At 75.3% G+C, this 26,059-nt stretch carries 31 protein-coding genes and 1 tRNA gene; 25 read left to right on the forward strand and 7 right to left on the reverse strand.

Going from position 1 to position 26,059, the window contains the following annotated elements; genetic code table 11:
• Window positions 1-218: 218 nt before the first annotated feature.
• The 6 genes from ACI79H_RS09085 to ACI79H_RS09110 all read left to right on the forward strand — a co-directional run bounded on the left by ACI79H_RS09085 (window position 219) and on the right by ACI79H_RS09110 (window position 3,634).
• Window positions 219-292: transfer RNA gene (locus tag ACI79H_RS09085), tRNA-Pro, on the forward strand.
• A 158-nt stretch (window positions 293-450) separates the two neighbouring features.
• The gene (locus ACI79H_RS09090; protein WP_456554048.1) at window positions 451-648 is read left to right on the forward strand and encodes a hypothetical protein; all 198 of its coding nucleotides are present in this window, start codon (window positions 451-453) and stop codon (window positions 646-648) included.
• Window positions 645-869 carry a hypothetical protein gene (locus ACI79H_RS09095; protein ID WP_456554049.1) on the forward strand — a complete coding sequence of 75 codons (225 nt, stop codon included), beginning with the start codon at window positions 645-647 and terminating at the stop codon, window positions 867-869. Before ACI79H_RS09090 ends, ACI79H_RS09095 begins: the two co-directional genes overlap by 4 nt.
• Window positions 870-997: 128 nt before the next feature.
• Window positions 998-1,753 (forward strand): hypothetical protein, encoded by a 756-nt coding sequence (locus ACI79H_RS09100; protein ID WP_456554050.1) that lies wholly within the window; start codon window positions 998-1,000, stop codon window positions 1,751-1,753.
• Window positions 1,754-1,804: 51 nt separating this feature from the next.
• Window positions 1,805-2,428 carry a TetR/AcrR family transcriptional regulator gene (locus tag ACI79H_RS09105; RefSeq protein WP_456554051.1) on the forward strand — a complete coding sequence of 208 codons (624 nt, stop codon included), beginning with the start codon at window positions 1,805-1,807 and terminating at the stop codon, window positions 2,426-2,428.
• A 60-nt stretch (window positions 2,429-2,488) separates the two neighbouring features.
• Complete coding sequence (locus ACI79H_RS09110) at window positions 2,489-3,634, forward strand: NAD(P)H-dependent flavin oxidoreductase (protein ID WP_456554052.1); 1,146 nt, start codon at window positions 2,489-2,491, stop codon at window positions 3,632-3,634.
• Window positions 3,635-3,756: 122 nt separating this feature from the next.
• Here the strand turns inward: ACI79H_RS09110 and ACI79H_RS09115 are convergent, their stop codons facing one another.
• Window positions 3,757-3,960 carry a hypothetical protein gene (locus tag ACI79H_RS09115; RefSeq protein WP_456554053.1) on the reverse strand — a complete coding sequence of 68 codons (204 nt, stop codon included), beginning with the start codon at window positions 3,958-3,960 and terminating at the stop codon, window positions 3,757-3,759.
• Window positions 3,961-4,016: 56 nt separating this feature from the next.
• Here ACI79H_RS09115 and ACI79H_RS09120 point away from each other — a divergent pair, with 56 nt between their 5' ends.
• From ACI79H_RS09120 to ACI79H_RS09190, 15 genes are all read left to right on the forward strand, one after another.
• Entirely contained in the window at window positions 4,017-4,547 is a 531-nt protein-coding gene (locus ACI79H_RS09120; protein WP_456554054.1) for a DUF2243 domain-containing protein, read from the forward strand.
• Between the two features lie 62 nt (window positions 4,548-4,609).
• On the forward strand, window positions 4,610-4,810 hold the full coding sequence (locus ACI79H_RS09125; RefSeq protein ID WP_456554055.1) for a DUF1918 domain-containing protein: 201 nt from the start codon (window positions 4,610-4,612) through the stop codon (window positions 4,808-4,810).
• Window positions 4,811-4,819: 9 nt separating this feature from the next.
• Window positions 4,820-6,898 (forward strand): elongation factor G-like protein EF-G2, encoded by a 2,079-nt coding sequence (locus ACI79H_RS09130; RefSeq protein ID WP_456554056.1) that lies wholly within the window; start codon window positions 4,820-4,822, stop codon window positions 6,896-6,898.
• A 55-nt stretch (window positions 6,899-6,953) separates the two neighbouring features.
• Window positions 6,954-7,601 (forward strand): CDP-alcohol phosphatidyltransferase family protein, encoded by a 648-nt coding sequence (locus ACI79H_RS09135; protein WP_456554057.1) that lies wholly within the window; start codon window positions 6,954-6,956, stop codon window positions 7,599-7,601.
• Window positions 7,598-8,518, forward strand: coding sequence for a DUF881 domain-containing protein (locus tag ACI79H_RS09140; RefSeq protein WP_456554058.1), 921 nt, complete (start codon window positions 7,598-7,600; stop codon window positions 8,516-8,518). Before ACI79H_RS09135 ends, ACI79H_RS09140 begins: the two co-directional genes overlap by 4 nt.
• Before the next feature lie 3 nt (window positions 8,519-8,521).
• Complete coding sequence (locus ACI79H_RS09145; RefSeq protein WP_091771409.1) at window positions 8,522-8,854, forward strand: small basic family protein; 333 nt, start codon at window positions 8,522-8,524, stop codon at window positions 8,852-8,854.
• The gene (locus ACI79H_RS09150; protein WP_456554059.1) at window positions 8,851-9,588 is read left to right on the forward strand and encodes a DUF881 domain-containing protein; all 738 of its coding nucleotides are present in this window, start codon (window positions 8,851-8,853) and stop codon (window positions 9,586-9,588) included. Before ACI79H_RS09145 ends, ACI79H_RS09150 begins: the two co-directional genes overlap by 4 nt.
• A gap of 69 nt (window positions 9,589-9,657) precedes the next feature.
• Window positions 9,658-10,062, forward strand: a complete 405-nt coding sequence (gene gcvH / locus ACI79H_RS09155; protein WP_456554060.1) for a glycine cleavage system protein GcvH — start codon at window positions 9,658-9,660, stop codon at window positions 10,060-10,062.
• Between the two features lie 262 nt (window positions 10,063-10,324).
• Window positions 10,325-10,843, forward strand: coding sequence for an oxoglutarate dehydrogenase inhibitor Odhl (gene odhI, locus ACI79H_RS09160; protein ID WP_456554061.1), 519 nt, complete (start codon window positions 10,325-10,327; stop codon window positions 10,841-10,843).
• A 5-nt stretch (window positions 10,844-10,848) separates the two neighbouring features.
• Window positions 10,849-11,577 (forward strand): transcriptional regulator FtsR, encoded by a 729-nt coding sequence (gene ftsR / locus ACI79H_RS09165; RefSeq protein ID WP_456554062.1) that lies wholly within the window; start codon window positions 10,849-10,851, stop codon window positions 11,575-11,577.
• A gap of 115 nt (window positions 11,578-11,692) precedes the next feature.
• Complete coding sequence (locus ACI79H_RS09170; RefSeq protein WP_456554063.1) at window positions 11,693-12,193, forward strand: bifunctional nuclease family protein; 501 nt, start codon at window positions 11,693-11,695, stop codon at window positions 12,191-12,193.
• Window positions 12,194-12,427: 234 nt separating this feature from the next.
• The gene (locus tag ACI79H_RS09175; protein ID WP_456554064.1) at window positions 12,428-12,997 is read left to right on the forward strand and encodes a MerR family transcriptional regulator; all 570 of its coding nucleotides are present in this window, start codon (window positions 12,428-12,430) and stop codon (window positions 12,995-12,997) included.
• Window positions 12,998-13,066: 69 nt separating this feature from the next.
• On the forward strand, window positions 13,067-16,096 hold the full coding sequence (gene gcvP / locus ACI79H_RS09180; protein ID WP_456554410.1) for an aminomethyl-transferring glycine dehydrogenase: 3,030 nt from the start codon (window positions 13,067-13,069) through the stop codon (window positions 16,094-16,096).
• Between the two features lie 39 nt (window positions 16,097-16,135).
• Window positions 16,136-16,720 carry a DinB family protein gene (locus ACI79H_RS09185; RefSeq protein ID WP_456554065.1) on the forward strand — a complete coding sequence of 195 codons (585 nt, stop codon included), beginning with the start codon at window positions 16,136-16,138 and terminating at the stop codon, window positions 16,718-16,720.
• A gap of 17 nt (window positions 16,721-16,737) precedes the next feature.
• Window positions 16,738-17,487 carry a class I SAM-dependent methyltransferase gene (locus ACI79H_RS09190; RefSeq protein ID WP_456554066.1) on the forward strand — a complete coding sequence of 250 codons (750 nt, stop codon included), beginning with the start codon at window positions 16,738-16,740 and terminating at the stop codon, window positions 17,485-17,487.
• Here ACI79H_RS09190 and ACI79H_RS09195 read toward each other — a convergent pair.
• On the reverse strand, window positions 17,477-17,680 hold the full coding sequence (locus tag ACI79H_RS09195; protein WP_456554067.1) for a DUF5999 family protein: 204 nt from the start codon (window positions 17,678-17,680) through the stop codon (window positions 17,477-17,479). The genes ACI79H_RS09190 and ACI79H_RS09195 overlap by 11 nt on opposite strands.
• A 163-nt stretch (window positions 17,681-17,843) precedes the next feature.
• Window positions 17,844-18,797, reverse strand: coding sequence for a type I pantothenate kinase (gene coaA / locus ACI79H_RS09200; RefSeq protein WP_456554068.1), 954 nt, complete (start codon window positions 18,795-18,797; stop codon window positions 17,844-17,846).
• Window positions 18,798-18,919: 122 nt separating this feature from the next.
• Here coaA and ACI79H_RS09205 point away from each other — a divergent pair, with 122 nt between their 5' ends.
• Window positions 18,920-19,729 (forward strand): GNAT family N-acetyltransferase, encoded by an 810-nt coding sequence (locus tag ACI79H_RS09205; RefSeq protein ID WP_456554069.1) that lies wholly within the window; start codon window positions 18,920-18,922, stop codon window positions 19,727-19,729.
• Between the two features lie 35 nt (window positions 19,730-19,764).
• Here the strand turns inward: ACI79H_RS09205 and ACI79H_RS09210 are convergent, their stop codons facing one another.
• Entirely contained in the window at window positions 19,765-20,310 is a 546-nt protein-coding gene (locus ACI79H_RS09210; protein ID WP_456554070.1) for a YbhB/YbcL family Raf kinase inhibitor-like protein, read from the reverse strand.
• A gap of 169 nt (window positions 20,311-20,479) precedes the next feature.
• Between ACI79H_RS09210 and ACI79H_RS09215 the strand changes: the two genes are divergently transcribed.
• A complete protein-coding gene (locus ACI79H_RS09215) occupies window positions 20,480-21,223 on the forward strand; it encodes an HAD family hydrolase (RefSeq protein WP_456554071.1) in 744 nt (247 codons plus the stop codon).
• The gene (locus tag ACI79H_RS09220; RefSeq protein WP_456554072.1) at window positions 21,220-23,619 is read left to right on the forward strand and encodes a glycoside hydrolase family 65 protein; all 2,400 of its coding nucleotides are present in this window, start codon (window positions 21,220-21,222) and stop codon (window positions 23,617-23,619) included. Before ACI79H_RS09215 ends, ACI79H_RS09220 begins: the two co-directional genes overlap by 4 nt.
• A 7-nt stretch (window positions 23,620-23,626) precedes the next feature.
• Here the strand turns inward: ACI79H_RS09220 and ACI79H_RS09225 are convergent, their stop codons facing one another.
• Window positions 23,627-24,334 (reverse strand): M50 family metallopeptidase, encoded by a 708-nt coding sequence (locus ACI79H_RS09225; RefSeq protein WP_456554073.1) that lies wholly within the window; start codon window positions 24,332-24,334, stop codon window positions 23,627-23,629.
• A 91-nt stretch (window positions 24,335-24,425) separates the two neighbouring features.
• Between ACI79H_RS09225 and ACI79H_RS09230 the strand changes: the two genes are divergently transcribed.
• Complete coding sequence (locus ACI79H_RS09230; RefSeq protein ID WP_456554074.1) at window positions 24,426-25,067, forward strand: LysE family translocator; 642 nt, start codon at window positions 24,426-24,428, stop codon at window positions 25,065-25,067.
• Between the two features lie 3 nt (window positions 25,068-25,070).
• Here the strand turns inward: ACI79H_RS09230 and ACI79H_RS09235 are convergent, their stop codons facing one another.
• Entirely contained in the window at window positions 25,071-25,265 is a 195-nt protein-coding gene (locus tag ACI79H_RS09235; RefSeq protein WP_456554075.1) for a hypothetical protein, read from the reverse strand.
• Window positions 25,266-25,403: 138 nt separating this feature from the next.
• On the reverse strand, window positions 25,404-26,009 hold the full coding sequence (locus tag ACI79H_RS09240; protein ID WP_456554076.1) for a hypothetical protein: 606 nt from the start codon (window positions 26,007-26,009) through the stop codon (window positions 25,404-25,406).
• Window positions 26,010-26,059 lie beyond the last annotated feature (50 nt).

Raw genomic sequence — 26,059 nt, forward strand, 5'->3', positions numbered from 1 at the left:
CCCCGCGGCGCCCTGGTCGAGGAGGATGACGACGGCTCGTCCGGGAAAGGCTGGCACTACCGTCATCGGGTGTCACCGGGTTTGACGCCGCGGACCCGAGGAACTGATCGCAGCGCCTCGTGGGCCGGTCGGGGCGCTGCCGGACGGCGGGTGGCGGTGCGGTAATCTTCCGGGGCGGTCGTCGCGCGCCCGGATCTCCGGGAGAGCACGGCGGAGCGCGGGCTGTAGCGCAGCTTGGTAGCGCACTTGACTGGGGGTCAAGGGGTCGCAGGTTCAAATCCTGTCAGCCCGACAGAGGGAACACGCAGGTGAGGGGCGGGTCGGCCGTGAGGCCGGCCCGCCCCTGCTGCGTCTTCCGCGCCCGGCCGCTACGTCCCCCTTCATGCCGCCGGGGGGAGGCGCGGCCAGGCGCTCGGCGGGGATGCTGCCGTCGGCGGGAGGAGGCCGGCGATGACGGTGCAGCTCGGCAGGTCGGACGTCGACGGTGGACCGGCGGTGGCCAAGGAGCCGATGTGGGGGACGAAGGGCTGGACGCCGGCCCACACCGAGGCCGTGGTGGTCCTCGGTGAGTGCGTCGCGGTGGGGGCCGTCGTCGGCTTCCTCACCGAGCTGGCCCGGTTGACCGGGGAGCGGCACGCCCGCCGGTGACGCTCACCTCCGGCGCGTGGGACGCCCCGATCGTCCGGGCGCTCGACGGCGGTGCGGGTGAAGCGGACCCGCCGGCGGTGGTCCTCGCGGCCCCGCTCCCGCTGCAGGTCGACGTCGGGGGCAGGCATCGCGGTCACGCCCGGCGCGTCGAGGTGGTCGAGCACCTGCCCGCCGCCCCGGTGCTCGTCGCGGGTGCGGCGCACGACCATGCGCCCACGTAGCCGTGGTCGGCGGGGACGTGCAGGACGCGGACGCGCGGGTCCGGCCGCGCGATCACGGCGCCGAGTATGCCGGACCCCGTGGTGCGCCACCCGGCCGCGTCCGGCCCGTCCGTGCCACGATCCGCGGCATGGACACCCCCGCCCCGCACCGGTTCACCGCCCGCGTGGTCGAGGAGGCGGCCAACCGGATCCACTCCGACGACGTCGCGCAGCAGTTCGGCTTCACCGGCGCGCTCGTGCCCGGCGTCGAGCTGTTCGCCCGGCTGACCACGCCGCTGGTCGAGGCCTGGGGCGAGGAGTGGCTGGCCGGCGGGCGCATCGACGTGCGCTTCCGGCGCCCGGTCTACTCCGGCGAGGAGCTGCTGGTGCAGGTCCGCGACGGGGCGCTCACCGCCACCGGGCCCGACGGCGTCGTGCGCTGCGTCGGCACCGCCGCGCGCACCGGGGACCGCCCCGACCTCACCGGTCTCGACGAGGTGCCGGGTGGCGCCGGGATGGTGGACGACCCGGTCGTCGGGCCGTTCCCCAGCGTCGAGGAGCCGGTCACCGTCGAGCAGAACGAGTGGTACCTGGACGCGGTCGGCGAGCCGCTGGCGCTGTACCGCGAGCGCTCGCTGGCCCACCCCGGGATGCTGCTCAAGGCCGTCCACCGGCTGCTCACCCGCACCGTCGTCCTCGGGCCGTGGATCCACACGGCGAGCGACTGCACCTTCCTCGGCGTCGCCCGGCTGCCGGCGCTCGTCACGTCGCACGGTCGCGTGACCGCGGTCGGCAGGCGCGGGTCCCACGACGAGGTGCGCTACGACGCGCTCGTCCTCGCCGACGGCGAAACCGTGCTGCACACCCGGCACACCGCGCTGTACCGCCTCGGCACATCCACCTGAGACCGCGGCGGTAACGTTGACGTCATCGCGTTACCGCCCTAGGTTCCGCGCATGGCCCGCTCGCTGCTTGCCCCGCCGGAGCGGCCGCGCCCCGTGCTCGACCGGGAGCGGGAGGAGCAGCTCACGGGGCGGCAGCGCGAGGTGCTGCGGCAGCTCGACGCGATGTTCCGCGAGGGGTTCGCCGAGCTGACCATGGCCGAGATCGCGGCCCGGGCCGGGTGCTCGCTGCGCACCCTCTACGCCCTGGCGCCCAGCAGGGACGCCCTACTGCTCATGGTCGTCGACCGCCAGCTCTGGCGCATCGGTGGCACCGCGCAGCGCACCATCGGCGACGGGATGCCGCCCCTGCAGGCGATCCGCGCCTACCTGCGGGCGGCGCACGTCGCCGTCGGCCGCGCGACCGATGCCTGGTCGCGCGACCTCACGACGGTGCCCGCCGTCCGGGCGCTGGTCGACAGCCACAACCAGTACCTCGTCGACGTCACCCGCAGCCTGCTCGACGCCGCCGTGGCCCGCGGGGACGTCGCCGACGTGGACACCGCCGCCGTGGCCCGCGTGCTCGCCGGCCTCGGCCGCGGCTTCGCCGACCCCGAGGTGGCGCGCACGCTGCGCAGCCCGCCTCCGCGGGCCGCCGACGAGGCCGTCGAGATCATCCTCCGGGGGCTCGCGACGTGACCCCGGCGCCGCACCGCCGCACCTGAATCCGCTCCGACCCGCTCCCGAGAGGCAGTACCCGTGCGCACTCCCGCCACCGACCTGGTCGGCATCGACGTCCCGATCTTCGCCTTCAGCCACTGCCGCGACGTCGTCGCCGCCGTCACCAACGCCGGTGGGCTCGGCGTGCTGGGCGCCGTGGCGCACACCCCCGAGCAGCTGGACATCGACCTCGCCTGGATCGAGGCGGAGGTGAAGGGCCGGCCCTACGGCGTCGACCTGCTCGTCCCGGAGAAGTTCGCGGGCTCGGAGTCCGGCGGCCTGGACCGCGCGGCGCTCGGCGACCTGCTGCCCGCGGAGCACCGGCAGTGGCTGGACGGCCTGCTCGACCGGTACGGCATCCCGCCGCTGCCGGCCGACGTCCCGACCGGCGGGCGCAGCTCCGGCGTCGGCGGCATGCGCGTCGACCCGAGGAGCATGGCGCCGCTGCTGGACGTACTGTTCGCCCACGAGACCAAGCTCGTCGCCTCCGCGCTGGGCCCCCCGCCGCCGCACTTCATCGAGCGGGCGCACGGCGCCGGCATCCCGGTCGCGGCGCTCGCCGGCTCGGTGCACCACGCCGTCCGCCACAAGGAGGCCGGCGCGGACCTGATCGTCGCCCAGGGGACCGAGGCCGGCGGGCACACCGGCCAGATCGCCACGATGGTGCTCGTGCCCGAGGTGGTCGACGCCGTCGGCCCGCTGCCGGTGCTGGCCGCCGGCGGGATCGGCCGCGGCCGCCAGCTCGCCGCCGGCATGGCGCTGGGCGCCGACGGCGTGTGGTGCGGCTCGGTGTGGCTGACCACCGAGGAGGCCGAGACCCACCCCGCGGTCAAGGAGAAGTTCCTGCGCGCGGGGCTGGGCGACACGGTCCGCTCCCGCTCCATGACCGGCAAGCCCGCGCGCATGCTGCGCAGCCCGTGGACCGAGGAGTGGGAGTCCGCCGACGGCCCGGGCACCCTGCCGATGCCGCTGCAGCCGATGCTCGTCGGCGAGGCGCTGGCCCGCATCAACCGGGTCGCGGCGACGCAGGGCACCCCCGCCAACGACCTGGCCACCTACTTCGTGGGGCAGATCGTGGGCAGCGCGAGCATGAGCAGCGTCCGGCCCTCGCGGCGGGTGGTGCTGGAGATGGTCGAGGAGTTCGTCGAGGCCGTCGAGCGGCTCAACCGCTTCGTGGACAGCTGACCCCGAGCCGCACCCGGGTCGAGCCGGCGTCCGGCTCGACCTGAGTACGACCGTTATCCCCAACATGGGACCGCCGATAGGCGGACGAGCCACACCGCTGTTGCGGAGAGGGGGTCCCGCGGTCAGGTCCCGGTGAGCCGCCGGCACTCGGCGCAGGGGTCGGCCGAACCGAGGCCGCGCGGGCCGTGCCACTTCCCCTGCACGACGCCGACCGACGCGCCGCAGATCGCCGCCCACGGGGCGGGCAGGTCCGCGGTGGAGGCCAGGACGGCGTGCGCCGTGCCGGTGGCCTGGTCGCGGCCGGCGGCGTGGTCGGGAGCGCTCATGGTCTCCAGCATGCGCGGGCGGGTGCGGGACGCCCGCGCGGGGTAGCGGGCACGCCATGGCGACAGGGACGACGGCGGCGGGGGAGCGGCTGCCGTCGCGGGCCTCGGGGCTGCTCTACGGCATCGGGTTCGGCGGCTTCGTCGACGGGATCGTGCTGCACCAGATCCTGCAGTGGCACCACATGGTCAGCTCCGTCGAGGGCCGCGACCCGGGGACGCTGGCCGGACTGGAGGCGAACACGGTCGCCGACGGCTTCTTCCACCTGGGCACCTGGGCGGCCGCCGTGGCCGGCATGGTCACGGCGCTGATCGCCTGGCGGCAGGGCCGGATCGCACCGAGCTGGAGCTTCCACCTCGGCCTCGTGCTCGTCGGCTGGGGGCTGTTCAACCTGGTCGAGGGACTGGTCGACCACCAGATCCTGGGCGTGCACCACGTCCGCGACGACCTGGGCGCGCCGCTCAGCTGGGACATCGGCTTCCTGCTGTCGGGTGTCCTGCTGATCGCCCTCGGCTGGCTGGTGCACCGCCGCGGGGTGCGCGACCTCGAGCAGCGGGCGGCCCGGCGGCGGCGGGACGCGGTCCCTTGATCCGCTCCCCGGCGCGGGGCAGGCTGTGACGCAGACCACAGTCGCACCTCCAGGAGGCCGCCGTGGAAGCGCACGTCGGAGACCGCATCGTCGTCCACGCCACCCGCCAGGGGGAGCCCGACCGCACCGGTGAGGTGGTGGGGTGCGCCGAACCCGGCGGCGGGCCGCCGTACCGGGTGCGCTGGGAACCCGACGGGCACGTCGGGCTGTTCTACCCCGCCGGCACGGCCACCGTGCTGCACGCCGCCGGCTCCCAGAGCTGAGCCGGGCCGATGGCGAAGGAGACCGTGGCCGCGCCCGCTCCACGCGCGGCCGAGCAGGTGCGCAACGTCGCCCTGGTCGGCCACTCGGGCGCCGGCAAGACGACGCTGGCCGAGGCGCTGCTCGTGGCCACGGGCGCGCTGCCCCGCGCCGGCCGGGTCGAGGACGGCACCACGTGCCTGGACACCGAGGACGTCGAGGTCCGCCAGCGGCGCTCGGTGTCGCTGGGCGTGGCCACCGTCGAGCACGCCGGTCACCGGATCACGCTGCTGGACACCCCGGGCGCGCCGGACTTCGTGGGGGAGCTGCGCGCCGGCCTGCGGGCCGCGGACGCCGCCCTCTTCGTCGTCTCGGCCGTCAACGGGGTCGACGCCACCACCGTCGCGCTGTGGCGGGAGTGCGCCGCCGTCGACATGCCGCGCGCGGTGGTGCTCACCCAGATCGACCGCCCGCAGGCCGACGTGGACGACGCCGTCCGGATGTGCCAGGTGCTCCTGGGGGAGGGCGTCTACCCCGTCCACCTCGTCGACCGGGCCCCGGACGGCTCGGTCCGCGGCCTGGTGTCGCTCCTCGACCCCGGCGCCACCGGGTCGGCGGGGGAGAAGGACGCCGACCGGCTCCGCTCGGAGCTGATCGAGGGGATCATCGGCGAGAGCGAGGACGAGGCGCTGATGGAGCGCTACCTCGCCGGTGACGAGTTGGTCCAGGCCGACCTCATCGCCGACCTGGAGACGGCGGTGGCCCGCGCCCACTTCCACCCGGTGCTCTGCGCCGCCCCGCCGTCGGGCACCGGCGTCGACGCGCTGCTCGAGCTCGTCGTCGCCGGTTTCCCCGGCCCGACCGAGCACGGCTGCCCGCCGGTGACGCGGCCCGACGGGTCGCCCGCCCCGGCGCTGTCCTGCGACCCGGACGGCCCGCTGGTCGCCGAGGTGGTCAAGACGACGACCGACCCGTACGTCGGCCGGGTCTCGCTCGTCCGCGTCTTCTCCGGGACGCTGCGCCCGGACGTCGCCGTCCACGTCTCCGGCCACGGCATGGCCGACCGCGGGCACCCCGACCACGACGTCGACGAGCGGATCGGCGCCATCACCTCACCGCTCGGCACGCTGCTGCGGCCGGTCGCAGCCTGCCCCGCCGGGGACGTCTGCGCCATCGCCCGGCTGACCAGCGCCGAGACCGGCGACACGCTGTCCTCGCCGGAGGACCCGCGGCTGGTGCCGCCGTGGCAGCTGCCGACGCCGCAGCAGCCGGTCGCCGTCGAGGCCGCCTCGCGCGCCGACGAGGACCGGCTGGCCACCGCCCTGGCCCGGCTGGTCGCGGAGGACCCGACCGTCCGGCTGGAACGCCGGCCCGAGACCGGCCAGCTGCTGCTGTGGTGCGTCGGCGAGGCGCACGCCGAGGTGCTGCTCGAGCGGCTGCGCAGCCGGCACGGGGTGTCGGTGGCGACGGTCCCGGTGCGGGTGCCGCTGGTCGAGACGCTCGCCGGCCCCGCGCGGGTCACCGCCCGGCACGTGAAGCAGTCCGGCGGGCACGGGCAGTACGCCGTGGTCGTCGTCGAGGGCGAACCCGGCCCGCCCGGCAGCGGCATCGTCTTCGACCAGCGGATCGTCGGCGGCACCGTCCCCAGCCAGTTCCACGCCAGCGTGGAGAAGGGCATCCGTGCGCAGGCCGAGCGCGGCCTGGGCAGCGACCGTGCCGTCGTCGATGTGCACGTCACCCTGGTCGACGGCAAGGCGCACTCGGTCGACTCCTCCGACGCCGCCTTCCAGGCCGCCGGCGGGCTGGCCCTCCGCGAGCTCGCCTCCGCCGCCGGGACGCGGGTGCTCGAGCCGTGGTGCGCGGTCGCGGTGCAGGTGCCCGCCGAGTACGTCGGTGCCGTGATGAGCGACCTGTCCTCGCGGCGGGCGCGGGTCACCGGCAGCGACACCGACCCCGGCGAGGACCGGGCGACCGTCCACGCCGAGGTGCCCGAGATCGAGCTGCTCGGCTACCCCGGGGCGCTGCGCTCGCTCACCCACGGCACCGGCTCGTTCGACCGCCGGCCGCTCGGGCACGAGCCGGCTCCCGCCTCCCTCTCGGTGCCCGCCTGAGCACTGCGGCCCGTCCACTAGCCTGCTCCCAGCCGGACAGCAGGGTGGGGGGATCGTGACGTCGTCCAACGGGCCGTCGGCCGAGACGGCGGCGGCGCACGGGGCCGCCCCCCTCGGGCGGGACGAGCTCCCCGACCGGGTGTGGACGCTGCCGAACGCGCTGTCGGTGCTGCGCCTGCTCGGTGTGCCGCTGTTCCTCTGGCTGCTGCTGGGACCCGAGGCCGACGGCTGGGCCGTCATCGTGCTCATGGTCTCGGGCGTCACCGACTGGGCCGACGGCAAGCTCGCGCGGTGGCTGGACCAGAGCAGCCGGCTCGGTGCCCTGCTGGACCCCGCGGCCGACCGGCTCTACATCGTCTGCACGCTGATCGCGCTGGCGCTGCGCGAGATCGCGCCCGCCTGGCTGGTCGCGCTGCTGGTGGGCCGCGAACTCGTGCTCGGCGTCATGCTGCTGGTGCTGCGGCGCTACGGCTACCCGCCGCTCCAGGTGCACTACCTGGGCAAGGCGGCGACCTTCCTGCTGCTCTACGCCTTCCCCGGCCTGCTGCTCGCGGACGGCGACGGGTGGCTGGCCACGGCCATCGCGCCCTTCGCCTGGGCGTTCACGATCTGGGGCACCGCCCTGTACCTGCTGGCCGGCGGCTTCTACGTCGTCCAGGTGCTCGGCATCGTGCGGGCCGAGCGGGCGGGCGCGGTGCCGTGACCGGGCCCCGGCCGGGTGGAGGGCCCCGCTCCCTGGGTGCCTCGCTGCTCGACGACGTGCTCGCCGAGACCCTCGACCCCGCCTACGCCCAGGCAGCCGAGGCCCGGCGCACCGGTGCGTCCGCCGCGCCCCGCCCGTGGTGGCGGGGCCGGGTGCTGGTGGCGCTGACCATGGTCGTGGCCGGGGTGCTCGTGGCGGTGACCTACGACCTGGCCGCCGCACGGGTGCAGGGCCGGGAGGAGATCCGGGCCGCGCTGGTCGCCGACATCCGCGCCGAGTCCGACGCCAGCGACGCGCTGGCCGCGGAGCTCGAGGAGCTGCGGGCCGAGGTGACCCGTGCGCGCGACGAGCTGCTCGCCTCCTCGACGACCGGCCAGCGCGCGCTGGACGAGCTGGCCCGCGCCGAGGCAGGGGCGGCGGCGGTCCCGGTCACCGGCCCGGGCCTGCTCGTCACGCTGGCCAACGCCGGCTCCGACCCGGACGACGACCCCGTGGGCGGTGGCACCGAGGCCGACGCCCGCGGGCGGGTCCGGGACGGCGACCTGCAGCTCGTGGTGAACGCGCTGTGGGCCGCCGGCGCCGAGGCGATCAGCATCAACGGCCAGCGGCTGGGCCCGACCAGCGCCATCCGGTTCGCCGGCGAGGCCGTGCTCGTCGACTTCCGGCCGGTGACCAACCCCTACGAGGTGAGCGCCATCGGTGACCCCGGCGCCCTCTCCAACGGTTTCCTCGCCAGCCCCGAGGTGCGCGCGCTCGCGCTCATCGAGGAGTCCTTCGGGCTCCGCTTCGACTTCTCCCGCGAGGAGGAGCTGGAGCTGCCCGCGGCGAGCACCCCCGAGTTGCGCTCCGCCCGGCCGGTGACCGAGGACCCCGCCGAGCCCGACGACCCGCCGACCGACCCCGCGACCGGAGACTGACCCGTGATCCCGATCCTCGGCCTGGTGGCCGGCGTCCTGCTCGGCCTGCTGCTCGACCCGACGGTGCCGCTGTGGCTGCAGCCCTACCTGCCTATCGCGGTCGTGGCGGCGCTGGATGCGGTGTTCGGCGGGTTCCGCGCCCGGCTGGACGGCATCTTCGACGCGAAGGTCTTCGTCATCTCGTTCGTCTCGAACGTCGTCGTCGCGGCGCTCATCGTCTTCCTCGGCGACCAGCTCGGTGTGGGCGCGCAGCTGTCCACCGCCGTCGTCGTGGTGCTCGGCATCCGCATCTTCGGCAACGCCGCGGCCATCCGGCGGCACGTCTTCCGCGCATGAGCACCGACGAGCCCGGGCCGCCGCCGACCGAGGACGACGCCCCGCCGCCCGCACGCCGCCCGGACCGGCCGGCCGCCGTGCTCATCGGACTGCTCACCCTGCTGCTCGGCTTCGCCTTCACCGTGCAGGTGCGGAACTCCGACGACGAGCAGGCGCTCGCCGGTGCGCGCGAGGAGGACCTGGTCCGCATCGTCGACGAGGTGAGCTCCCGCGGCGTGCGGCTGCGCGAGCTCATCGCCGACCAGCGCAGCGCGCTGCGGCAGCTCACCAGCTCCGACAGCGAGAGCGCCTCGGCGCTGGAGGAGGCCCGGTCCCGGGCGGCCTCGCTCGGTGTCCTCAACGGCACCGCCCCCGCCGAGGGGCCGGGGCTGCGCCTCACCGTGCGGGACCCCGACGGCGAGCTGCGGGTCACCGACCTGATCGACGTCATCCAGGAGCTGCGCGGCGCCGGCGCGGAGACCATGCAGTTCGACGGCGTGCGCGTCGGCCTCACCACCGCCGTGACCGGCACGCCCGGCGCGCTGCTCATCGACGGGCGCCCCGTCACCGCCCCCTACGACGTCCTGGTCCTCGGCTCGCCGCAGGACATCGAGACGGCGCTCAACATCCCCGGGGGCGTGGTGCAGGCCGTCGGCTCCCGCGGGGGATCGGTCACCGTCGAGCAGGTGCCCGAGCTCGTCGTCGACGCGTTGCGACCGCTGCCCGAGGCTCAATACGCTCAGCCGGACGACTGAACGACCCCCGGGCGCCCCTCGCGCGCACCGGGGACGATCCGCGACCACACCACCATGGAGACCTGCCGCATGAGCACCCCGGACGACCGTCGCTACACCGACCAGCACGAGTGGGCGCTGGTGCAGGGCACCGACGGGACGTCGACCGTCGTCCGCGTCGGCATCACCGACCACGCCCAGGACGCGCTGGGCGACATCGTTTTCGTGCAGCTGCCCGCCGTGGGGGACGAGGTGACGCCGGGGACGCCGATCGGCGAGGTGGAGTCCACGAAGTCCGTCTCCGACGTGTACGCGCCGGTCGCCGGCGTCGTCGCCGCGGTCAACGACGTGCTCGACGGCGCGCCCGAGACGATCAACGCCGACCCCTACGGCGCGGGCTGGCTGGTCGAGATCAGCGTGCCCGGCGAGGGGGGCGACCCGATCGGCGCGCTGCTGGACGCCGACGCCTACCAGGCCCTCGTCGACGGGTCCTGACGGCCCCGCCTGCAGGGCCGATCGCGTCGGCTCTCACTATGATCGCGACGGGGGACGGAACGCACCGGCACCAGCCGCGCAGCTCCCCACCCCGCACCCGCACGCGCGGTTGACCCCCGGGTCCACCGCTGGTTCCATGACCACGGCCCGCCGCACCCGCGGTGGCCGACACCCGACGGGCCGTCCGGCCCGTCGTCCGCCGGCCGCCCGCCGGCCTCTCGAGGCCCGCGGCGACGCCCCCTCGCACCGGAGGAGACGCAACGTGCACTGCACTCGATGTGGACACGAGAACCCCGAGGGCAGTCGCTTCTGCGCGCAGTGCGGCTCGGCGCTCTCCCCTGAGCGCATCGGCGAGTCCACCAGCGTGATCCCGAAGGTCGGCGGTGAGGACTCCGGCGAGCAGCCGGAGACCTCCGAGTCGCCCGCGGACGCCCACGCCGGCGCCGTCGAGTCCCTCCCGGCCGGGTCGGCCCTGCTCGTCGTCAAGCGCGGGCCCAACGCCGGCAGCCGCTTCCTGCTCGACCAGGACGTCACCACGGCCGGCCGGCACCCCGACAGCGACATCTTCCTCGACGACGTGACCGTCAGCCGCCGGCACGTGGAGTTCCACCGCGAGGGCGGCGGCTTCTCCGTGCACGACGTCGGCAGCCTCAACGGCACCTACGTCAACCGCGAGCCGGTCGACGTCGCCACCCTGGCCGGCGGTGACGAGGTGCAGATCGGCAAGTTCCGCCTCGTCTACCTGACCGGTCCGCGCACCGGCGAGCCGGCCGCTCGCTAGTGGGCGTGCCCGAGCGCGAGAGCGCGCTCGGGGACGCCGCCGACCAGCACACGCCCCGCCTGACCATCGGCGAGGTGCTGGCTGTTCTTCGCGACGACTTCCCCGACGTGACGATCAGCAAGATCCGGTACCTCGAGTCCGAGGACCTGGTGCACCCGCAGCGCACGCCGTCGGGGTACCGGAAGTTCTCGCGGGCCGACGTGAGCCGGCTGCGCTACGTCCTGACCGCGCAGCGGGACCACTACCTCCCGCTGCGCGTCATCAAGGACCACCTCGAGGCCCTCGACCGCGGCGAGCCGGTGCCCGGCACCTCCGGTCCGGCCACCGTGCCGCCGCCGGCCCCCGGCGGTGCCGACGGCGAGGCGGCGCCGCTGACCCCCGACCAGTTCGCGCGGGCCGCCGGGCTGGAACCCCAGCAGCTGGCCGACTGCGTGCAGTTCGGCCTCCTCGCGACCGACGCCGACGGCCGGCACCCGGTCGCCGACCTGGCCGTGGCCCGCGCCGCCGCCGGGCTCGCGCGGCACGGCATCGAGCCGCGCCACCTGCGGGTCTACCGCAGCGGCGTCGAGCGCGAGGCCGGCCTGGTCGAGCAGCTCGTCGCCCCGGTCCTGCGGGCGCGCTCGGAGGAGGCGCGCACCCGGGCCACCGAGAAGCTGCGCGAGCTCGCCGGCCTGTCCGCGCAGCTGCACACCGCGTTGCTGGAGGCGCGGCTCCGGGACCTCCTGCGCCCCTGACCCGGCGTACGGTGAACCCGTCGCCGTCCCGCCCCGCGAACCAGCCACCACCCCGCCCCAGCCGGCCGACACCGTCGGTCCGCACCACCGGGCACGCAGCCGAGGGAGCCGTACCGTGCAGGAGCTTCGAGTCGTCGGCGTCCGGGTGGAGCTGCCCGGGAACCAGCCGATCCTGCTGCTCAAGGAGACGCAGGGGGAGCGGTACCTGCCGATCTGGATCGGCGCGGTCGAGGCCGCGGCCATCGCTTTCGAGCAGCAGGGCGTCCGGCCCGCCCGTCCCATGACCCACGACCTCCTGCGCGAGGTCATCACCGCGCTCGGCGCCGAGCTCGAGGCCGTCCACATCACCGAGATGCGCGACGGCATCTACATCGCCGAGCTCGTGCTGGGTGACGAGCGGGTGGTCAGCGCCCGGCCCTCGGACGCCGTCGCGCTGGCCGTGCGCACCGGCTCGCCGATCTTCGGTGCCGAGGACCTGCTCGACGAGGTGGGCATCGAGATCCCCGACGAGCAGGAGGACGAGGTCGAGAAGTTCCGCGAGTTCCTCGACCAGATCTCGCCGGAGGACTTCGGGGCCGGCTCGGGGTCCGGCGGAGGGTCCGGCGGCCCCGCCTGAACGGGCCCATCCCGAGAGCATCGGCAGCTCGCCGCGGCACTCCACCCGAAATGATGAGCGGAGCGACACGCCGCCCCGCTCAGTTGACCGACCCCCGGGCCCGGCTTACGGTCGGCGAACAACAACGGTGTGACACCTGAGGTCGGTGGGCGGGATCCCCACGGATCGCCCGCCTGGGGTGCCGGCCGTGGACCCGCCCCGCACCAGCGGAGCGGGACGGAGGAGGACGCCGACGTGAGCGACCAGGACCAGGGCTCCCAGGGTCAGCTCTTCAGCGACGCCGCAGTGGGAGCGCCCGCGTACGACGAGGTCGACACCGACCTCGTCGGCTACCGCGGCCCGACCGCCTGCGCCGCTGCGGGCATCACCTACCGCCAGCTCGACTACTGGGCCCGCACCGGCCTCGTCGCCCCCTCCGTCCGCAGCGCCACCGGCTCCGGCACGCAGCGGCTGTACTCCTTCCGCGACATCCTCGTGCTCAAGGTCGTCAAGCGGCTGCTCGACACCGGCGTCTCCCTGCAGAACATCCGCAAGGCCGTCGACCACCTGCGCAACCGCGGCATTAAGGACCTCGCCAACGTCACGCTCTTCTCCGACGGCGCCACCGTCTACGAGTGCACCTCCGCCGAGGAGGTCGTGGACCTGCTCGCCGGCGGTCAGGGGGTCTTCGGCATCGCCGTCTCCGGCGCGCTGCGCGAGCTGTCCGGCGAGCTCGCCGAGCTGCCCGCCGAGCGCGTCGACGGCGCCCCGATGGCCGCCGCCGACGACGAGCTGTCGATGCGCCGCCGCCGCCGGGCCATGTGAGCTCGCGGTCCTCCGGGCCCCCGCCCGGGTCGACATCCCGCTGGTAGCGTTCTGCCAGTGGCAGACCGCGTGGAGACCGTCGCTGGACCTACGGACGGGGCGCTTCCGCCACTGTCCGGCTCGCTTCCGTCGCTGAGCTCGCTGAACCCCGCCGGATCCTTCGCCGCCCGGCACATCGGGCCGCGGGCGGGGGACACCGCGGAGATGCTCGCGGTGGTCGGGTACCCGACGCTCGAGTCGCTCGCCGACGCGTGCGTGCCCGAGAAGGTCCGCGACCGGACGCCGCTCGCGCTGCCCGCTGCCGCGGACGAGGCCGCCGTGCTCGCCGAGCTGCGCGAGCGGGCCGCCGACAACGACGTCCTCACCTCGATGATCGGCCTGGGCTACTACGGCACGATCACGCCGACGGTCATCCAGCGCACCGTGCTCGAGAACCCGGCCTGGTACACCGCCTACACGCCCTACCAGCCCGAGATCAGCCAGGGCCGGCTCGAGGCGCTGATCAACTTCCAGACGATGGTCGCCGACCTCACCGGCCTCGACGTCGCCGGCGCCTCCATGCTCGACGAGGCCACCGCCGCCGCCGAGGCCATGACGCTGGTCCGCCGCGCCGGCCGCGCCACGGCCGACGCGGTCTTCGTCGTCGACGCCGACACGCTGCCCCAGACGCTCGCCGTCCTCGAGACCCGCGCCGAGCCGCTCGGCATCACGCTGCACGTGGCCGACCTGTCCCGGGGCTGGCCCGCCGACCTGCCCGAGGCCGGGGCCTTCGGCGTGCTGCTGTCCTACCCGGGCGCCAGCGGCGCCGTCCGCGACCACCGCGCGCTCGCCGAGGCCGCCCACGCGGCCGGTGCCTCCGTCGTGGTCGCCGCCGACCTGCTCGCCCTCACGCTGCTCGAGGCGCCGGGGGCGTGGGGTGCCGACGTCGCCTGCGGCACCACCCAGCGCTTCGGCGTCCCCATGGGCTACGGCGGCCCCCACGCGGGCTACCTGTCGGTCCGCGAGGGCCTGGCCCGACAGCTGCCCGGCAGGCTCGTCGGCGTCTCGGTCGACGCGGACGGGGACGTCGCCTACCGGCTGGCGCTGCAGACCCGCGAGCAGCACATCCGCCGCGAGAAGGCGACCAGCAACATCTGCACCGCCCAGGTGCTCCTGGCCGTCATGGCCGGCGCCTACGCGGTCTACCACGGCCCCGAGGGCCTCGCGGCGATCGCGGCCCGCGTGCACCGCAGCGCCCACGCGCTGGCCGGCGCGCTCCGCGCCGGTGGCCTCGCCCCGGCGCACGAGCACTTCTTCGACACGCTGACCGTCCCGGTGCCCGGCCGGGCCGCCGAGGTGGTCGCGGCGGCGGCGGAGCGGCGGATCAACCTCCGCCTCGTGGACGCCGACACGGTCGCGGTCGCGTGCGACGAGACCACCACGCCGGAGATCCTGCGCGCCGTCGCCGAGGCGTTCGGGGTCGCGTTCGACGACGCCGCGCTCGACGCCGACGGCGGTGACGCTCTCCCGGCCGACCTGCGCCGCCGGACGGCCTATCTCACCCACCCGGTCTTCTCCGCGCACCGCTCGGAGACCGCGATGCTGCGCTACCTGCGGATGCTCAGCGACAAGGACCTCGCGCTGGACCGCACGATGATCCCGCTGGGCTCCTGCACCATGAAGCTCAACGCGGCCACCGAGATGGCGGCCATCACCTGGCCGGAGTTCGCCGGGCTGCACCCGTTCGCGCCCGCCGAGCAGGCCCGCGGTTACAGCCGCCTCGTCGACGAGCTGTGCGGCTGGCTGGCCGAGGTCACCGGCTACGCCGCGGTCAGCGTGCAGCCCAACGCCGGCTCGCAGGGCGAGTTCGCCGGGCTGCTGGCCATCCGCGGGTACCACCGCTCGCGCGGCGAGGAGAAGCGCGACGTCTGCCTCATCCCCAGCTCCGCGCACGGCACGAACGCAGCCAGCGCCGTCATGGCCGGCATGCGCGTCGTCGTCGTCGCCTGCGACGAGGCCGGCAACGTGGACCTGGCCGACCTGCGCGCGAAGGTGGACCAGCACGCCGAGCGGCTGGCGGCGATCATGCTGACCTACCCCTCGACCCACGGCGTGTACGAGACCGAGGTGCGCGAGATCTGCGCCGCGGTGCACGACGCCGGCGGTCAGGTGTACGTCGACGGCGCCAACCTCAACGCGCTGGTCGGGCTGGCCCGGCCCGGCCGGTTCGGCTCCGACGTCAGCCACCTCAATCTGCACAAGACCTTCTGCATCCCGCACGGCGGCGGCGGGCCCGGCGTCGGGCCGATCGGCGTCGCCGAGCACCTGGTGCCGTTCCTGCCGGGGCACCCGCTGGTCGACACCGGCACCGCCGGCCCGGCCGTCTCCGGCGCCCCCTTCGGCTCCGCGGGCATCCTGCCGATCTCGTGGGCCTACGTGCGGCTCATGGGGCCCGACGGCCTCACCCGGGCCACCGAGCACGCCATCCTCGGCGCGAACTACCTGGCCGCCCGGCTGCGCGAGCACTTCCCGGTGCTCTACACCGGCGCGGACGGCATGGTCGCCCACGAGTGCATCCTCGACATCCGGCCGCTGACCAAGGCCACCGGGATCACCAACGACGACATCGCCAAGCGGCTCATCGACTTCGGTTTCCACGCCCCGACGATGAGCTTCCCGGTCGCCGGCACGCTGATGGTCGAGCCGACCGAGAGCGAGGACAAGGCCGAGCTCGACCGCTTCGTCGAGGCGATGGTGACCATCCGCGGCGAGATCGAGAAGGTCGCGACGGGGGAGTACGACCGCACCGACAACCCGCTGCGCAACGCCCCGCACACGCTGGCCATGCTGGCGGGGGAGTGGGAGCGCCCCTACCCGCGGACGACGGCGGTGTACCCGGTGCGCGGGCTGCAGGGCCGCATGTACCTGAGCCCGGTCCGGCGCATCGACCAGGCCTACGGCGACCGCAACCTGGTATGCGCCTGCCCGCCCATCGAGGCGTTCGCCGAGGACGACTTCGGCGAGCACGCGCCGGAGGCCGACGGGTCGACGCCGGGGCGGTCGGCCGGGGCGCCGGACGACCTCGGGACGGCGGCCGACGTGGTGGGTGCCAACGCCTGAGGGCCCGCGCTGTCGGTGCCGCGTGGCAGGGTGCCGTCCGTGACCACCGAGGACGGCGTCAAGGCCGCGCTGCTGACCTACCTGCAGGAGGGCCGCGACGTCCTCGTGTTCAAGCTCGACGGGCTGTCGGAGTACGACCTCCGCCGTCCGCTCACGCCGACGGGCACCAACCTGCTCGGCCTGGTGAAGCACCTGGCGCTGGTGGAGACCGGCTACTTCAGCGTGCCCTTCGGCCGGCCGGTCGGCTTCGCGCACCCGTGGTTCTCCGATGACGCGGAGGACAACGTGGACATGTGGGCCACCGGGGAGGAGTCGAGGGAGGACGTCCTGGCCGGCTACCGCCGCGCGTGGGCGCGGACGGACGCCGCGGTCGCCGAGCTGCCGATCGACGCCGTCGGCACGGTGCCGTGGTGGTCGCGCCCGGAGGTCACGCTGCACCGCGTGCTCGTGCACGTCATCGCCGAGACCCACCGGCATGCCGGCCATGCCGACATCGTCCGGGAGCTGGTCGACGGCTCGGTGGGCAACCAGTCGGTCGGCGACAACCTGCCGGACCGGGACGCCGGGTGGTGGCGGGCCTACCGCGACCGGCTGGAGGACGTCGCCCGCCGCGCCGGCGCGTGACCGCGGGCGGGGGAGCGGTGGCCGACCCGGTCTTCGCCGACCCGCGGCTGGCCGCCGTCTACGACACCTTCGACGGCTCCCGGACCGACCTGGAGCCGTACCTGGCGCTCGCCGGGCGACTGGGGGCGGGCTCGGTCCTCGACGTCGGCTGCGGCACGGGCACCCTCGCCTGCCTGCTCGCCGCGCGCGGGGTGCAGGTGGTGGGCCTGGACCCGGCGGCCGCCTCGCTCGACGTGGCCCGGCGCAAGCCGCACGCCGAGCGGGTCCGCTGGGTGCTCGGTGACGTGCCGTCACTGCCGCCGCTGCGGGTGGACCTGGTGACGATGACCGGGAACGTCGCCCAGGTGTTCCTCACCGACGCCGACTGGGCGGCCACCCTCGCGGGCGTCCGGGCCGCGCTGCGGCCGGGCGGCCGGCTGGTCCTGGAGAGCCGGCGGCCGGAACGGGAGGCGTGGCGGGAGTGGACGCGTGAGCGGTCGTGGACGCGCGCCGAGGTCCCGGGCGTCGGTCCGGTCGAGGCGTGGGTCGACGTCACCGCGGTGCGCGAGCCCCTGGTCTCGTTCCGGTGGACGTTCGCCTTCCCGGACGGCGCGCGGGTGACCTCGGACTCGACGCTGCGCTTCCGCACCGAGCAGGAGCTCGCCGACTCGCTGCGTGCCGCGGGCCTGGAGCCCGAGGACGTGCGGGAGGCGACGGACCGGCCCGGTCACGAGCTCGTCGTGCTCGCCCGGCGGCCCGACGGCGGGCGCGGCGCGGTCAGGCGCTGACGAGCTCGGCGGCCAGCCAGGTGTGCGGGGCGGCGACGGCGCGGCCGTCGGGGAGCAGTTCCCCGTCGTCGTCGAACAGGACGACGCCGTTGCACAGCAGGCTCCAGCCCTGCTCGGGGTGGGCGCGGACCACGGCGGCGAGGTCAGCAGCCTCGCTGGCGGCGTCCGGGCACGGGGTTACGTGAGGGCACATGGCGCTTCCGTCCGTCGGGGGAGGTGGCAGGTCGTGGCCGTCCGGTGACCGGACTGCGACCAGTGTGCGCGCGCCCGCAGCGTCGCCGAGTGACCCACATCACGATGTCATCCCGAGGAGTGGTGCACATCTGCCAAGGGCCGCGGCCCGTACGGCGCGCCCCTCAGAGCTTGCGGAGCAGGATGCGGCGGACCGAGTGGTCGGCGGCCTTCTGCAGCACCAGCCGGGCGCGCGACCGGGTCGGGGCGATGTTGTCGCGCAGGTTCGGCGCGTTGACCGCCGACCAGATGCCCAGGGCGGTCTCGCGCGCCTGCTCGTCGGTGAGGTCGGCGAAGCGGTGGAAGAAGGCGGAGGTGTCCGCGAACGCGGTCCGGCGCAGGGCGAGGAAGCGCTCGACGTACCAGGTCTGGATGTCGGCCTCGGCGGCGTCGACGTACACCGAGAAGTCGAAGAAGTCCGAGGCGAAGACCTCGGGGGCGGTGCCGTCGGAGCGGCGGCCCGCCTGGAGGACGTTCAGCCCCTCGACCACCAGGATGTCCGGGCGGTCGACGGCCTGCTGGGTGCCCGGGACGATGTCGTAGGACTGGTGGTCGTAGACCGGCGCGAACACCTTCTCCCGGCCGCTCTTGACGTCGGCCAGGAAGCGCAGCAGGGCGCGGCGGTCGTAGCTCTCCGGGAAGCCCTTGCGGCCCATCAGGCCCCGGGCCTCGAGCGCGGCGTTGGGCAGCAGGAAGCCGTCGGTGGTCACCAGGTCGACCCGGGGGGAGCCCGGGCTCGCGGCCAGCAGCGTCTGCAGCAGCCGGGCCGTGGTGCTCTTGCCGACCGCGACGCTGCCGGCGACGGCGATGACGAAGGGCACCTTGGCCGTCGAGTCGCCCAGGAACTCGCTCTGCGCCGCCCACAGCCGGCGGCTCGCCGCGACGTGCAGCCCGAGCAGCCGGGCCAGCGGGAGGTAGACGGTGGCCACCTCGTCGAGGTCGATGCGGTCGCCCAGCGAGGCGAGCGCGGACAGGTCCGCCTCGTCCAGCGGGAGGCGCGTCCCCGCGGCGAGCGCCCGCCACGACTCGCGGTCGAACACCGCGTAGGGCGAGATGGAGCTGCGTGTCCCGGCCGTCACGCCCCCATCGTGCCGTCCGCCCCCCGCGGCCCCTGCGCGCGGGTCACCCGTGCGGGGTAGCGAGGACCCCCGTGCGGCTCCGGGCCGGGCCGTCCGCGGGTGCGCCGGTCTAGGGTTCGCCTGTGCCAGCCCGCCCGGGACTGCTCGAGTGCATCGAGCGCTACCACGCCGCCGCTCCGCTCCCGGACGCGCGGATCGAGCGCGCCGGGGCGCTCGACGTCCCCCTCGGTGACCCCGCGTGGCCCTACCCGGCCCGGCCGGTGGTCGGCACGACCGCGAAGGTCACCGTGGCCGACGTGCGCGCCGCGGTGGCGCTGCAGCAGGCGGCCGCGGTGCCTGCCGCCCTGGAGTGGATCCCGGAACGCACCCCGGAGGTCGCCGCCGCGGCCCGCGCCGCGGGTCTGCCGGTCGACGAGCTGCCGCTGCTGGTCGCCGACGAGCCGGTCGAGCTGCTCTTCCCGGCGGGGGTGCGGCTCTACGTGGTCGGCGCCGACGACCCGCAGCTGCCGCGCTACCAGGAGGTCTCCGCGCTGGCCTTCGCCAACCCCGGCGCCCCCGACGACGTGCCGGCCCCGCCGGAGGAGCCGGCACCGCACGACGCGGCGGCCACCGCCGTGCTGCGCGAGCGCATCGCGACCGGGCGCACGGTGATGATGGTCGCGATCGAGCGGGGCGCGCCGGTCGCCGTCGGGCTGCACCAGCCGGTCGACGTGGACGGCACCGTGGTCAGCGAGATCGTCGGGCTGGCCACCACCCCGCGGCTCCGGGGGCGCGGCCTGGGCGCCGGCATCGCCTCCGCGCTGGTCGCGCACGCCCGCGAGACCGCCGACCTGGTCTTCCTCGCTGCCGGCGACGACGACGTGGCCCGGGTGTACGAGCGGATCGGCTTCGCCTGGCTCGCCCGGCTGGGCGTCGCCGAGCTGCCCGCCTGACCCGGCAGCGGGCCGGGACGTCCAGCACCCACCGGTCACGACTGCTCGTAGGTGACCACCATCGTCGCGCGGGCCAGCGTGTGGAAGAACAGGTTGAAGCCGAGGACGGCCGGCCGCGTGCCGGCGTCCACGTCGAGCGTCTCGGTGTCCACGGCGTGGACGACGACGAAGTAGCGGTGCGGGCCGTGGCCGGCCGGGGGAGCGGCACCCACGAAGCCGGCGAAGCCGCCGTCGTTGGCCAGCTGGAGCGCACCCGCGGGCAGCTGCGGGGCGTCCTTGCTGCCGGCGTCGGACGGCAGCTCGGTGACGTCGGCCGGGATGTTGGCCACCGCCCAGTGCCAGAAGCCGCTGGCCGTCGGCGCGTCGGGGTCGTAGACGGTGACCGCGAAGCTGCGGGTGCCCTCCGGGAAGCCCGACCAGGACAGCTGGGGCGACCGGTCGTCGCCGCCCGCGCCCATGACCCCGCTCACGTGGGGCATGGGCAGCACCTCGCCGTCGGCGATGTCGGTGCTCGTGACGCTGAACGACGGCACGGGGGGCAGGAAGTCGTACGGGTTCGGCGGGAGCGGCCGGTCGGCCATGCGTTCCTCCAGGAGTCGCGGGAATCGCCCCGGTCGGGGCGGGAGCCGGCGCTCGTGCGGCCCCGCGGAGGACCCTAGGGAGCCCGGCGCGGCCCCGCGCGGCGGCTGCTGCACCCGCCGTCGCAGGTCCGGGGCGTGCGAGCGGGCCGACGCCGGTAGCGTCGTCGCCGTGCCTGCAACCGGCCTGGGCCTCCCCGCGTCCGTCCGCGCCTGCCTCTTCGACCTCGACGGCGTCCTGACCCGCACCGCCACGGTGCACATGGCCGCCTGGAAACGCACCTTCGACGAGTACCTGCACGCCACCGATCCCGGCGCCCGGCCGTTCGACCAGGACGACTACAACCGGTACGTCGACGGCAAGCCGCGGGCCGACGGCGTCCGGGACTTCCTCGCCAGCCGCGGCATCACGCTGCCGGAGGGGACCGCCGACGACGCGCCGGACGCGGCGACCGTGCGGGGCATCGCCGCGCGCAAGAACGTGCTGGTGCTCCGCGAGCTCGACGAGCACGGCGTCGAGGTCTACCCGGGGTCGATGCGCTACCTGCGCGCGGTCAGGGAGGCGGGGCTGCCCACCGCGGTGGTGACCGCCTCGGCCAACGGGGAGCAGGTGATCGCCGCCGGCGGCTTCGCCGACCTCGTCGACGCACGGGTGGACGGCGTCGTCGCCGCCCGCGACGGGCTGCGCGGCAAGCCCGCGCCCGACACGTTCCTGGCCGGCGCGCGGGCGCTGGGCGTGGACCCCGCCGCCGCCGTCGTCTTCGAGGACGCCACGTCCGGCGTGAGCGCCGGGCGGGCGGGGGAGTTCGGGTTCGTCGTCGGCGTCGACCGCGTGGACCACGCCGCGGAGCTCGCCGCCGCCGGCGCCGACGTCGTGGTGCAGGACCTCGCCGAGCTGCTGGGGGAGCAGCCGTGACGGAGGGGCGCGCGTCGTTCCCCATCGAGCCCTGGTCGCTGACCGAGGTCGGCCTGGACCACGGGTCGCTGGGCGTGCACGAGTCGGTGTTCGCGCTGGCCAACGGGCACATCGGGATGCGCGGCTCGTTCGACGAGGGGGAACCGGTCGTCGTCCCCGGCACCTACCTCAACGGCTTCTACGAGGAGCGCCCGCTGCCCTACGCGGAGGCCGGCTACGGCTACCCGGAGCAGGGCCAGACGGTCGTCAACGTCACCGACGGCAAGCTCATCCGCCTGCTGGTCAAGGACTCGCCGCTGGACCTCAACTACGGCGAGATCATCGAGCACCGGCGCACCCTGGACCTGCGCGCGGGGGTGCTGCGCCGGGTCACCGAGTGGCGCTCGCCGGGTGGCCGGACCGTCCGGGTGACCAGCACGCGGCTGGTCTCGCTGGCCCGGCGGTCGATCGCCGCGATCGAGTACCAGGTGGAGGTCGTCGACGACCTCGGCGACCTGTACGTGGCGCTGCAGTCGGACCTGCTGGCCAACGAGGTGGGCCACGGCGACAGCGACGACCCCCGGGCGGCCGCGTCGCTGGACCGGCCGCTGCAGGCGGAGTTCGGCGTCGGCCGCGGCCGGCGCGCGGTGCTGGTGCACCGGACCGCCCGCAGCCGGCTGCGCCTGGCGGCCGGCATGGACCACGTCATCGAGATCCCCGACACCAGCACCGAGGACATCCTCGCCAACGGCGACCTCGCCCGGTACACCCTCGCCGCGCGCATCCCGCCCGGTGGCTCGCTGAAGCTGGTCAAGTTCCTCGCCTACGGCTGGTCCTCCCGGCGCTCGGGGGCGGCGCTGCGCGACCAGGTCGAGGCGGCGCTGGCCACCGCCAAGCTGGCCGGCTTCGACCGGCTCATGCGCGAGCAGCGGGAGCTGCTGGACCAGCACTGGGACGAGGCCGACGTCGAGGTGGAGGGCGACGACGAGCTGCAGCAGGCCGTGCGGGTGGGCATGTTCCACGTCCTGCAGGCCGGCCTGCGCGGCGAGCGGCAGCCCATCCCGGCCAAGGGCCTCACCGGGCCGGGCTACGACGGGCACACCTTCTGGGACACCGAGACCTACGTGCTGCCGGTGCTGACCTACACCGCACCCCAGGCGGCCCGCGACGCGCTGCGCTGGCGGCACTCGATCCTGAAGTCCGCGCGCGAGCGGGCCCGGGTGCTGGGCCTGCGCGGCGCGGTCTTCCCGTGGCGCACGATCCGCGGCGAGGAGACCTCAGGGTACTGGCCGGCCGGGACGGCGGCCTTCCACATCAACGCCGACATCGCCGACGCCGTCGTCCGCTACTACAACGCCACGCTGGACGAGGACTTCGACCGCGACTTCGGCGCCGAGCTGCTGGTCGAGACCGCCCGGCTGTGGGCCTCGCTCGGGCACTTCGACGCCGAGCACGGCTTCCGCATCGACGGGGTGACCGGGCCCGACGAGTACACCGCGGTGGTCGACAACAACGTCTTCACCAACCTCATGGCGCAGCGCAACCTGCGCGAGGCGGCGCGCGCGGTGGGCCGGCAGCCCGACGTCGCGGGCCGGCTCGGGGTGTCCGACGACGAGGTCGAGGTGTGGCTGCGGGCGGCCTCGCTCATGGCCGTCCCGTACGACACCCAGCGCGGCGTGCACATGCAGTCCGACGCGTTCACCCACCACGAGGAGTGGGACTTCGCCGCGACGCCCCGTGACCACTACCCGCTGCTGCTGCACTACCCCTACTTCGAGATCTACCGGAAGCAGGTCGTCAAGCAGGCCGACCTGGTCATGGCGCTGCACCTGCGCGGGGACGCCTTCACCCTCGACGAGAAGATCGCGAACTTCGCCTACTACGAGGCGCGGACGACGCGGGACTCATCGCTGTCGGCCAGCCAGCAGGGCGTCGTCGCGGCCGAGACGGGGCACCTGGACCTGGCCTACGACTACTGGGCCGAGGCCGCGCTGACCGACCTGCAGAACCTGCACCACAACTCCGGCCACGGGCTGCACATCGCCTCGCTCGCCGGCGGCTGGACGGTGGCGGTGGCCGGGTTCGGCGGCATGCGCGACCACGACGGCGCGCTGACCTTCGCCCCTCGGCTGCCCAGCCGGCTCACCCGGCTGCGGTTCCGGATGGTCTACCGCGGGCGCAAGCTCGTCGTCTCGGTGGCGCAGCACGCGGCCACCTACCGGCTGGTGGACGGCGACCCGCTGGAGATCCGGCACCACGGTCGCCAGGTGGTCGTCGACCACGCCGACCTGGTGCTGGAGATCCCGCCCGCGCCGCAGGTGCAGCCGGTCACCCAGCCGGCCGGCTGCGAACCCCGCCGCCGCACCCGCTCCGGGACGCCGCCGCGCGAGCACCGGACCGACGACCAGCGCCTGTAGCGGCGGCTCAGCCGGCCAGCAGCCACCGGCCGCCGAGCAGCAGGGCGCCGACGTCGACGGCGAGGAAGACGCCGACCCAGACCACGCCGGGGATGCGGGTCAGGCGGGCGAGCTGGTCGGCGTCGGAGTCCGGTGCCCGCCGGCGACGGCGGGCGCCCTGCAGCTCGAGGACCGCGCGCGGCGCGGCCAGCAGCAGGAACCACGTGGTGAGCGCGGCGAAGGCGGCCTGGCCGTCGGGGGGCAGCCACCACGTGGCCGCGAGGACCAGGCTGCCGCTGACCAGCACCGACCACAGGCCGTACCAGTTGCGGATCTGCACCAGCAGCAGCGCCAGCAGCGCGACCAGGCCCCAGAGCAGGCCGACCGCGTGCCCGGCGGCGAACACGGCGGCCGCACCCAGGCCGAGGAGCGCCGGCCCGGTGTAGCCGGCGGCGCAGGTGACCACCATGCCCGGGCCGGTCGGGCGCCCCCGGGAGACGGTCAGCCCGGAGGTGTCCGAGTGCAGCCGGATACCGGCCAGCCGGCGGCCGACCGCGAGCGCGACGAGCCCGTGGGCGCCCTCGTGCGCGATGGTCACCGCGTGCCGGGTGAGCCGCCACACCGGGGTGAGGAGCACCAGGACCGCCGCGACCCCGGCCAGGCCCAGGAGCAGCTCGGGCGCCAGGTCGGGGGAGGGAGCGGTCACCCGGTCCACGATCGAGCCGAGCGCCTCCACGCCGGGCAGTCAACCGCACGGACCTGGGTGCCCCTGGGTGCGACGCCCGAACGCGGTCGACGGCGGGGGAGCGGGGTGCGAGCATCCCGGGGTGGAGTGGACCGCGTCGGTGCCGGCGTTCCTGCTGGCGGTGCTGCTGATCTGCGCGTCGCCCGGACCCGCGATGGCGCTCATCGTGCGCCGGGCGGCCCTGCGCGGGCTGGCCGGCGCCGTCCCGACGGTGCTGGGCCTCGAGGCCGGGCTGTACCTCTGGGCGATCTTCGCCGGGGCGGGGTTCGCCGCGCTGGTGGCCGCCTCCGAGGTGGCCTACCTGGTGCTGCGGGTGGTGGGCGCCGGCGTGCTGCTCGCGCTCGGCATCCGGGCGCTGCGCGCGGCGTGGCGGGGGAGGGGCGGGGCGGAGGAGGTCGTGCCCGACCCGCCGGTCACCGGCCGGCGCTGGTGGGCGGCGTTCGGCGAAGGCGTCGTGATCCAGCTGGCCAACCCGAAGGCGGCGGTCTTCATGATCGCCTTCTACCCGCAGTTCGTCCCGGCGGACGGCCCGGTGTTCGCGACCACGGCCCTGCTCGGGCTGCTGCAGATCACCGTGGAGACGGCGCTCTACCTGGGCCTGGCCGCCGGAGTCGCACGCGCCGGGGCCTGGTTCCGGCGGCCACGGATCCGCGCGCGGCTCGAGGCGGCCAGCGGCACGGTGCTCGTCGGCCTGGGGCTGCGGGTCGCCGCCTCGGGCCGCTGACTCCTAGTTCCCCGGCTTGACGTCCTTGCCCCGCTCGCGGTCCTCGTCGTCGGCCTCGTAGGCGCCGGGGACGGCGGTCGCGGACCCGGCGTCGTCGGTGCCCGGTGTCACGGGCTTGCGGATCAAGTTGTCCTGGCCCGCGGTGGGGGAGCCGCCGGGCTCGGCGTGCTCGTCGGTGTCGGGACGTGGGTCGGCCACGGGACCTCCTGCGCTCGTCGTCCCCGGCCGCTACCCGTCCGCCGGCGGATCAAAGCTGCTGGGCCGGGTTCACCGCCGCGCCGTCGGCGTCCGGGACGTGGGCGACCCGCTCGACCGACCTCGGCGGCGGGGGATCCGTCACCGTGACGGAATGCCACCCGGGGTCGGGAGGAGCAGCCACCGGGCGGCGACGGCGTCCCCGTCGAGCGGGGTGCTCCACTGCACCCAGATCCGGAAACCGTGCGCGGTGGCCCGCAGCAGCGGGCCCCCGGCGTCGTCCTGCCGCTCGTCGTAGTCGCCCGAGGTCGGCAGCGGGCCGGGGCGCTCGCGGTCCAGGGGGGCGGCCTGCGTGCCGCCGCCGTCCAGCGCAGCACTGACGAAGGCCAGCCGGCCGGTGGGCACCGCCACGTGGTCGCCGGGCTCGGCGGCCTCGTCGGGCAGCGCCAGCGCGGCCTGCACGGCGGCCGGGTAGTCGTCGGCCGCCACCTGGAGGACGGTCACGGCGCCGTCGTCGGCCCGGAAGACCTCCAGCCAGCCCTCGTCGCCGACCTCGGCGTCGGTGAGCACCACGGCGGCCCGGCCGGCGCCCACCGGGATGCTCGTCAGCTCGTAGGTGAGGTCGGGCACCAGGTCCTCGTACCGGCCGCCGGTCTCGCCCGCCCAGTCGGGCAGCAGGGCGGCGTCCAGGGCGAGGAAGGGCTCGCCGTTGGTCCAGCAGCGGCCGACGTGCGTCCAGGTGCGCATGGCCGCCATCGTGCCCGAGGAGAGGTTCCCGCCGAGTGAGTTGACATAAT

This window comes from Blastococcus sp. SYSU D01042 (genome assembly GCF_054050515.1).

Excerpts from the sequence above, each read along its gene's own strand:
- ACI79H_RS09090 (WP_456554048.1), top strand. The coding sequence starts at position 451 with ATGACGGTGCAGCTCGGCAGGTCGGACGTCGACGGTGGACCGGCGGTG.
- ACI79H_RS09100 (WP_456554050.1), top strand. The coding sequence starts at position 998 with ATGGACACCCCCGCCCCGCACCGGTTCACCGCCCGCGTGGTCGAGGAG.
- ACI79H_RS09105 (WP_456554051.1), top strand. The coding sequence starts at position 1,805 with ATGGCCCGCTCGCTGCTTGCCCCGCCGGAGCGGCCGCGCCCCGTGCTC.
- ACI79H_RS09115 (WP_456554053.1), bottom strand. The coding sequence starts at position 3,960 with ATGAGCGCTCCCGACCACGCCGCCGGCCGCGACCAGGCCACCGGCACG.
- ACI79H_RS09120 (WP_456554054.1), top strand. The coding sequence starts at position 4,017 with ATGGCGACAGGGACGACGGCGGCGGGGGAGCGGCTGCCGTCGCGGGCC.
- ACI79H_RS09130 (WP_456554056.1), top strand. The coding sequence starts at position 4,820 with ATGGCGAAGGAGACCGTGGCCGCGCCCGCTCCACGCGCGGCCGAGCAG.
- ACI79H_RS09150 (WP_456554059.1), top strand. The coding sequence starts at position 8,851 with ATGAGCACCGACGAGCCCGGGCCGCCGCCGACCGAGGACGACGCCCCG.
- gcvH (WP_456554060.1), top strand. The coding sequence starts at position 9,658 with ATGAGCACCCCGGACGACCGTCGCTACACCGACCAGCACGAGTGGGCG.
- ACI79H_RS09195 (WP_456554067.1), bottom strand. The coding sequence starts at position 17,680 with ATGTGCCCTCACGTAACCCCGTGCCCGGACGCCGCCAGCGAGGCTGCT.
- ACI79H_RS09210 (WP_456554070.1), bottom strand. The coding sequence starts at position 20,310 with ATGGCCGACCGGCCGCTCCCGCCGAACCCGTACGACTTCCTGCCCCCC.
- ACI79H_RS09240 (WP_456554076.1), bottom strand. The coding sequence starts at position 26,009 with ATGCGCACCTGGACGCACGTCGGCCGCTGCTGGACCAACGGCGAGCCC.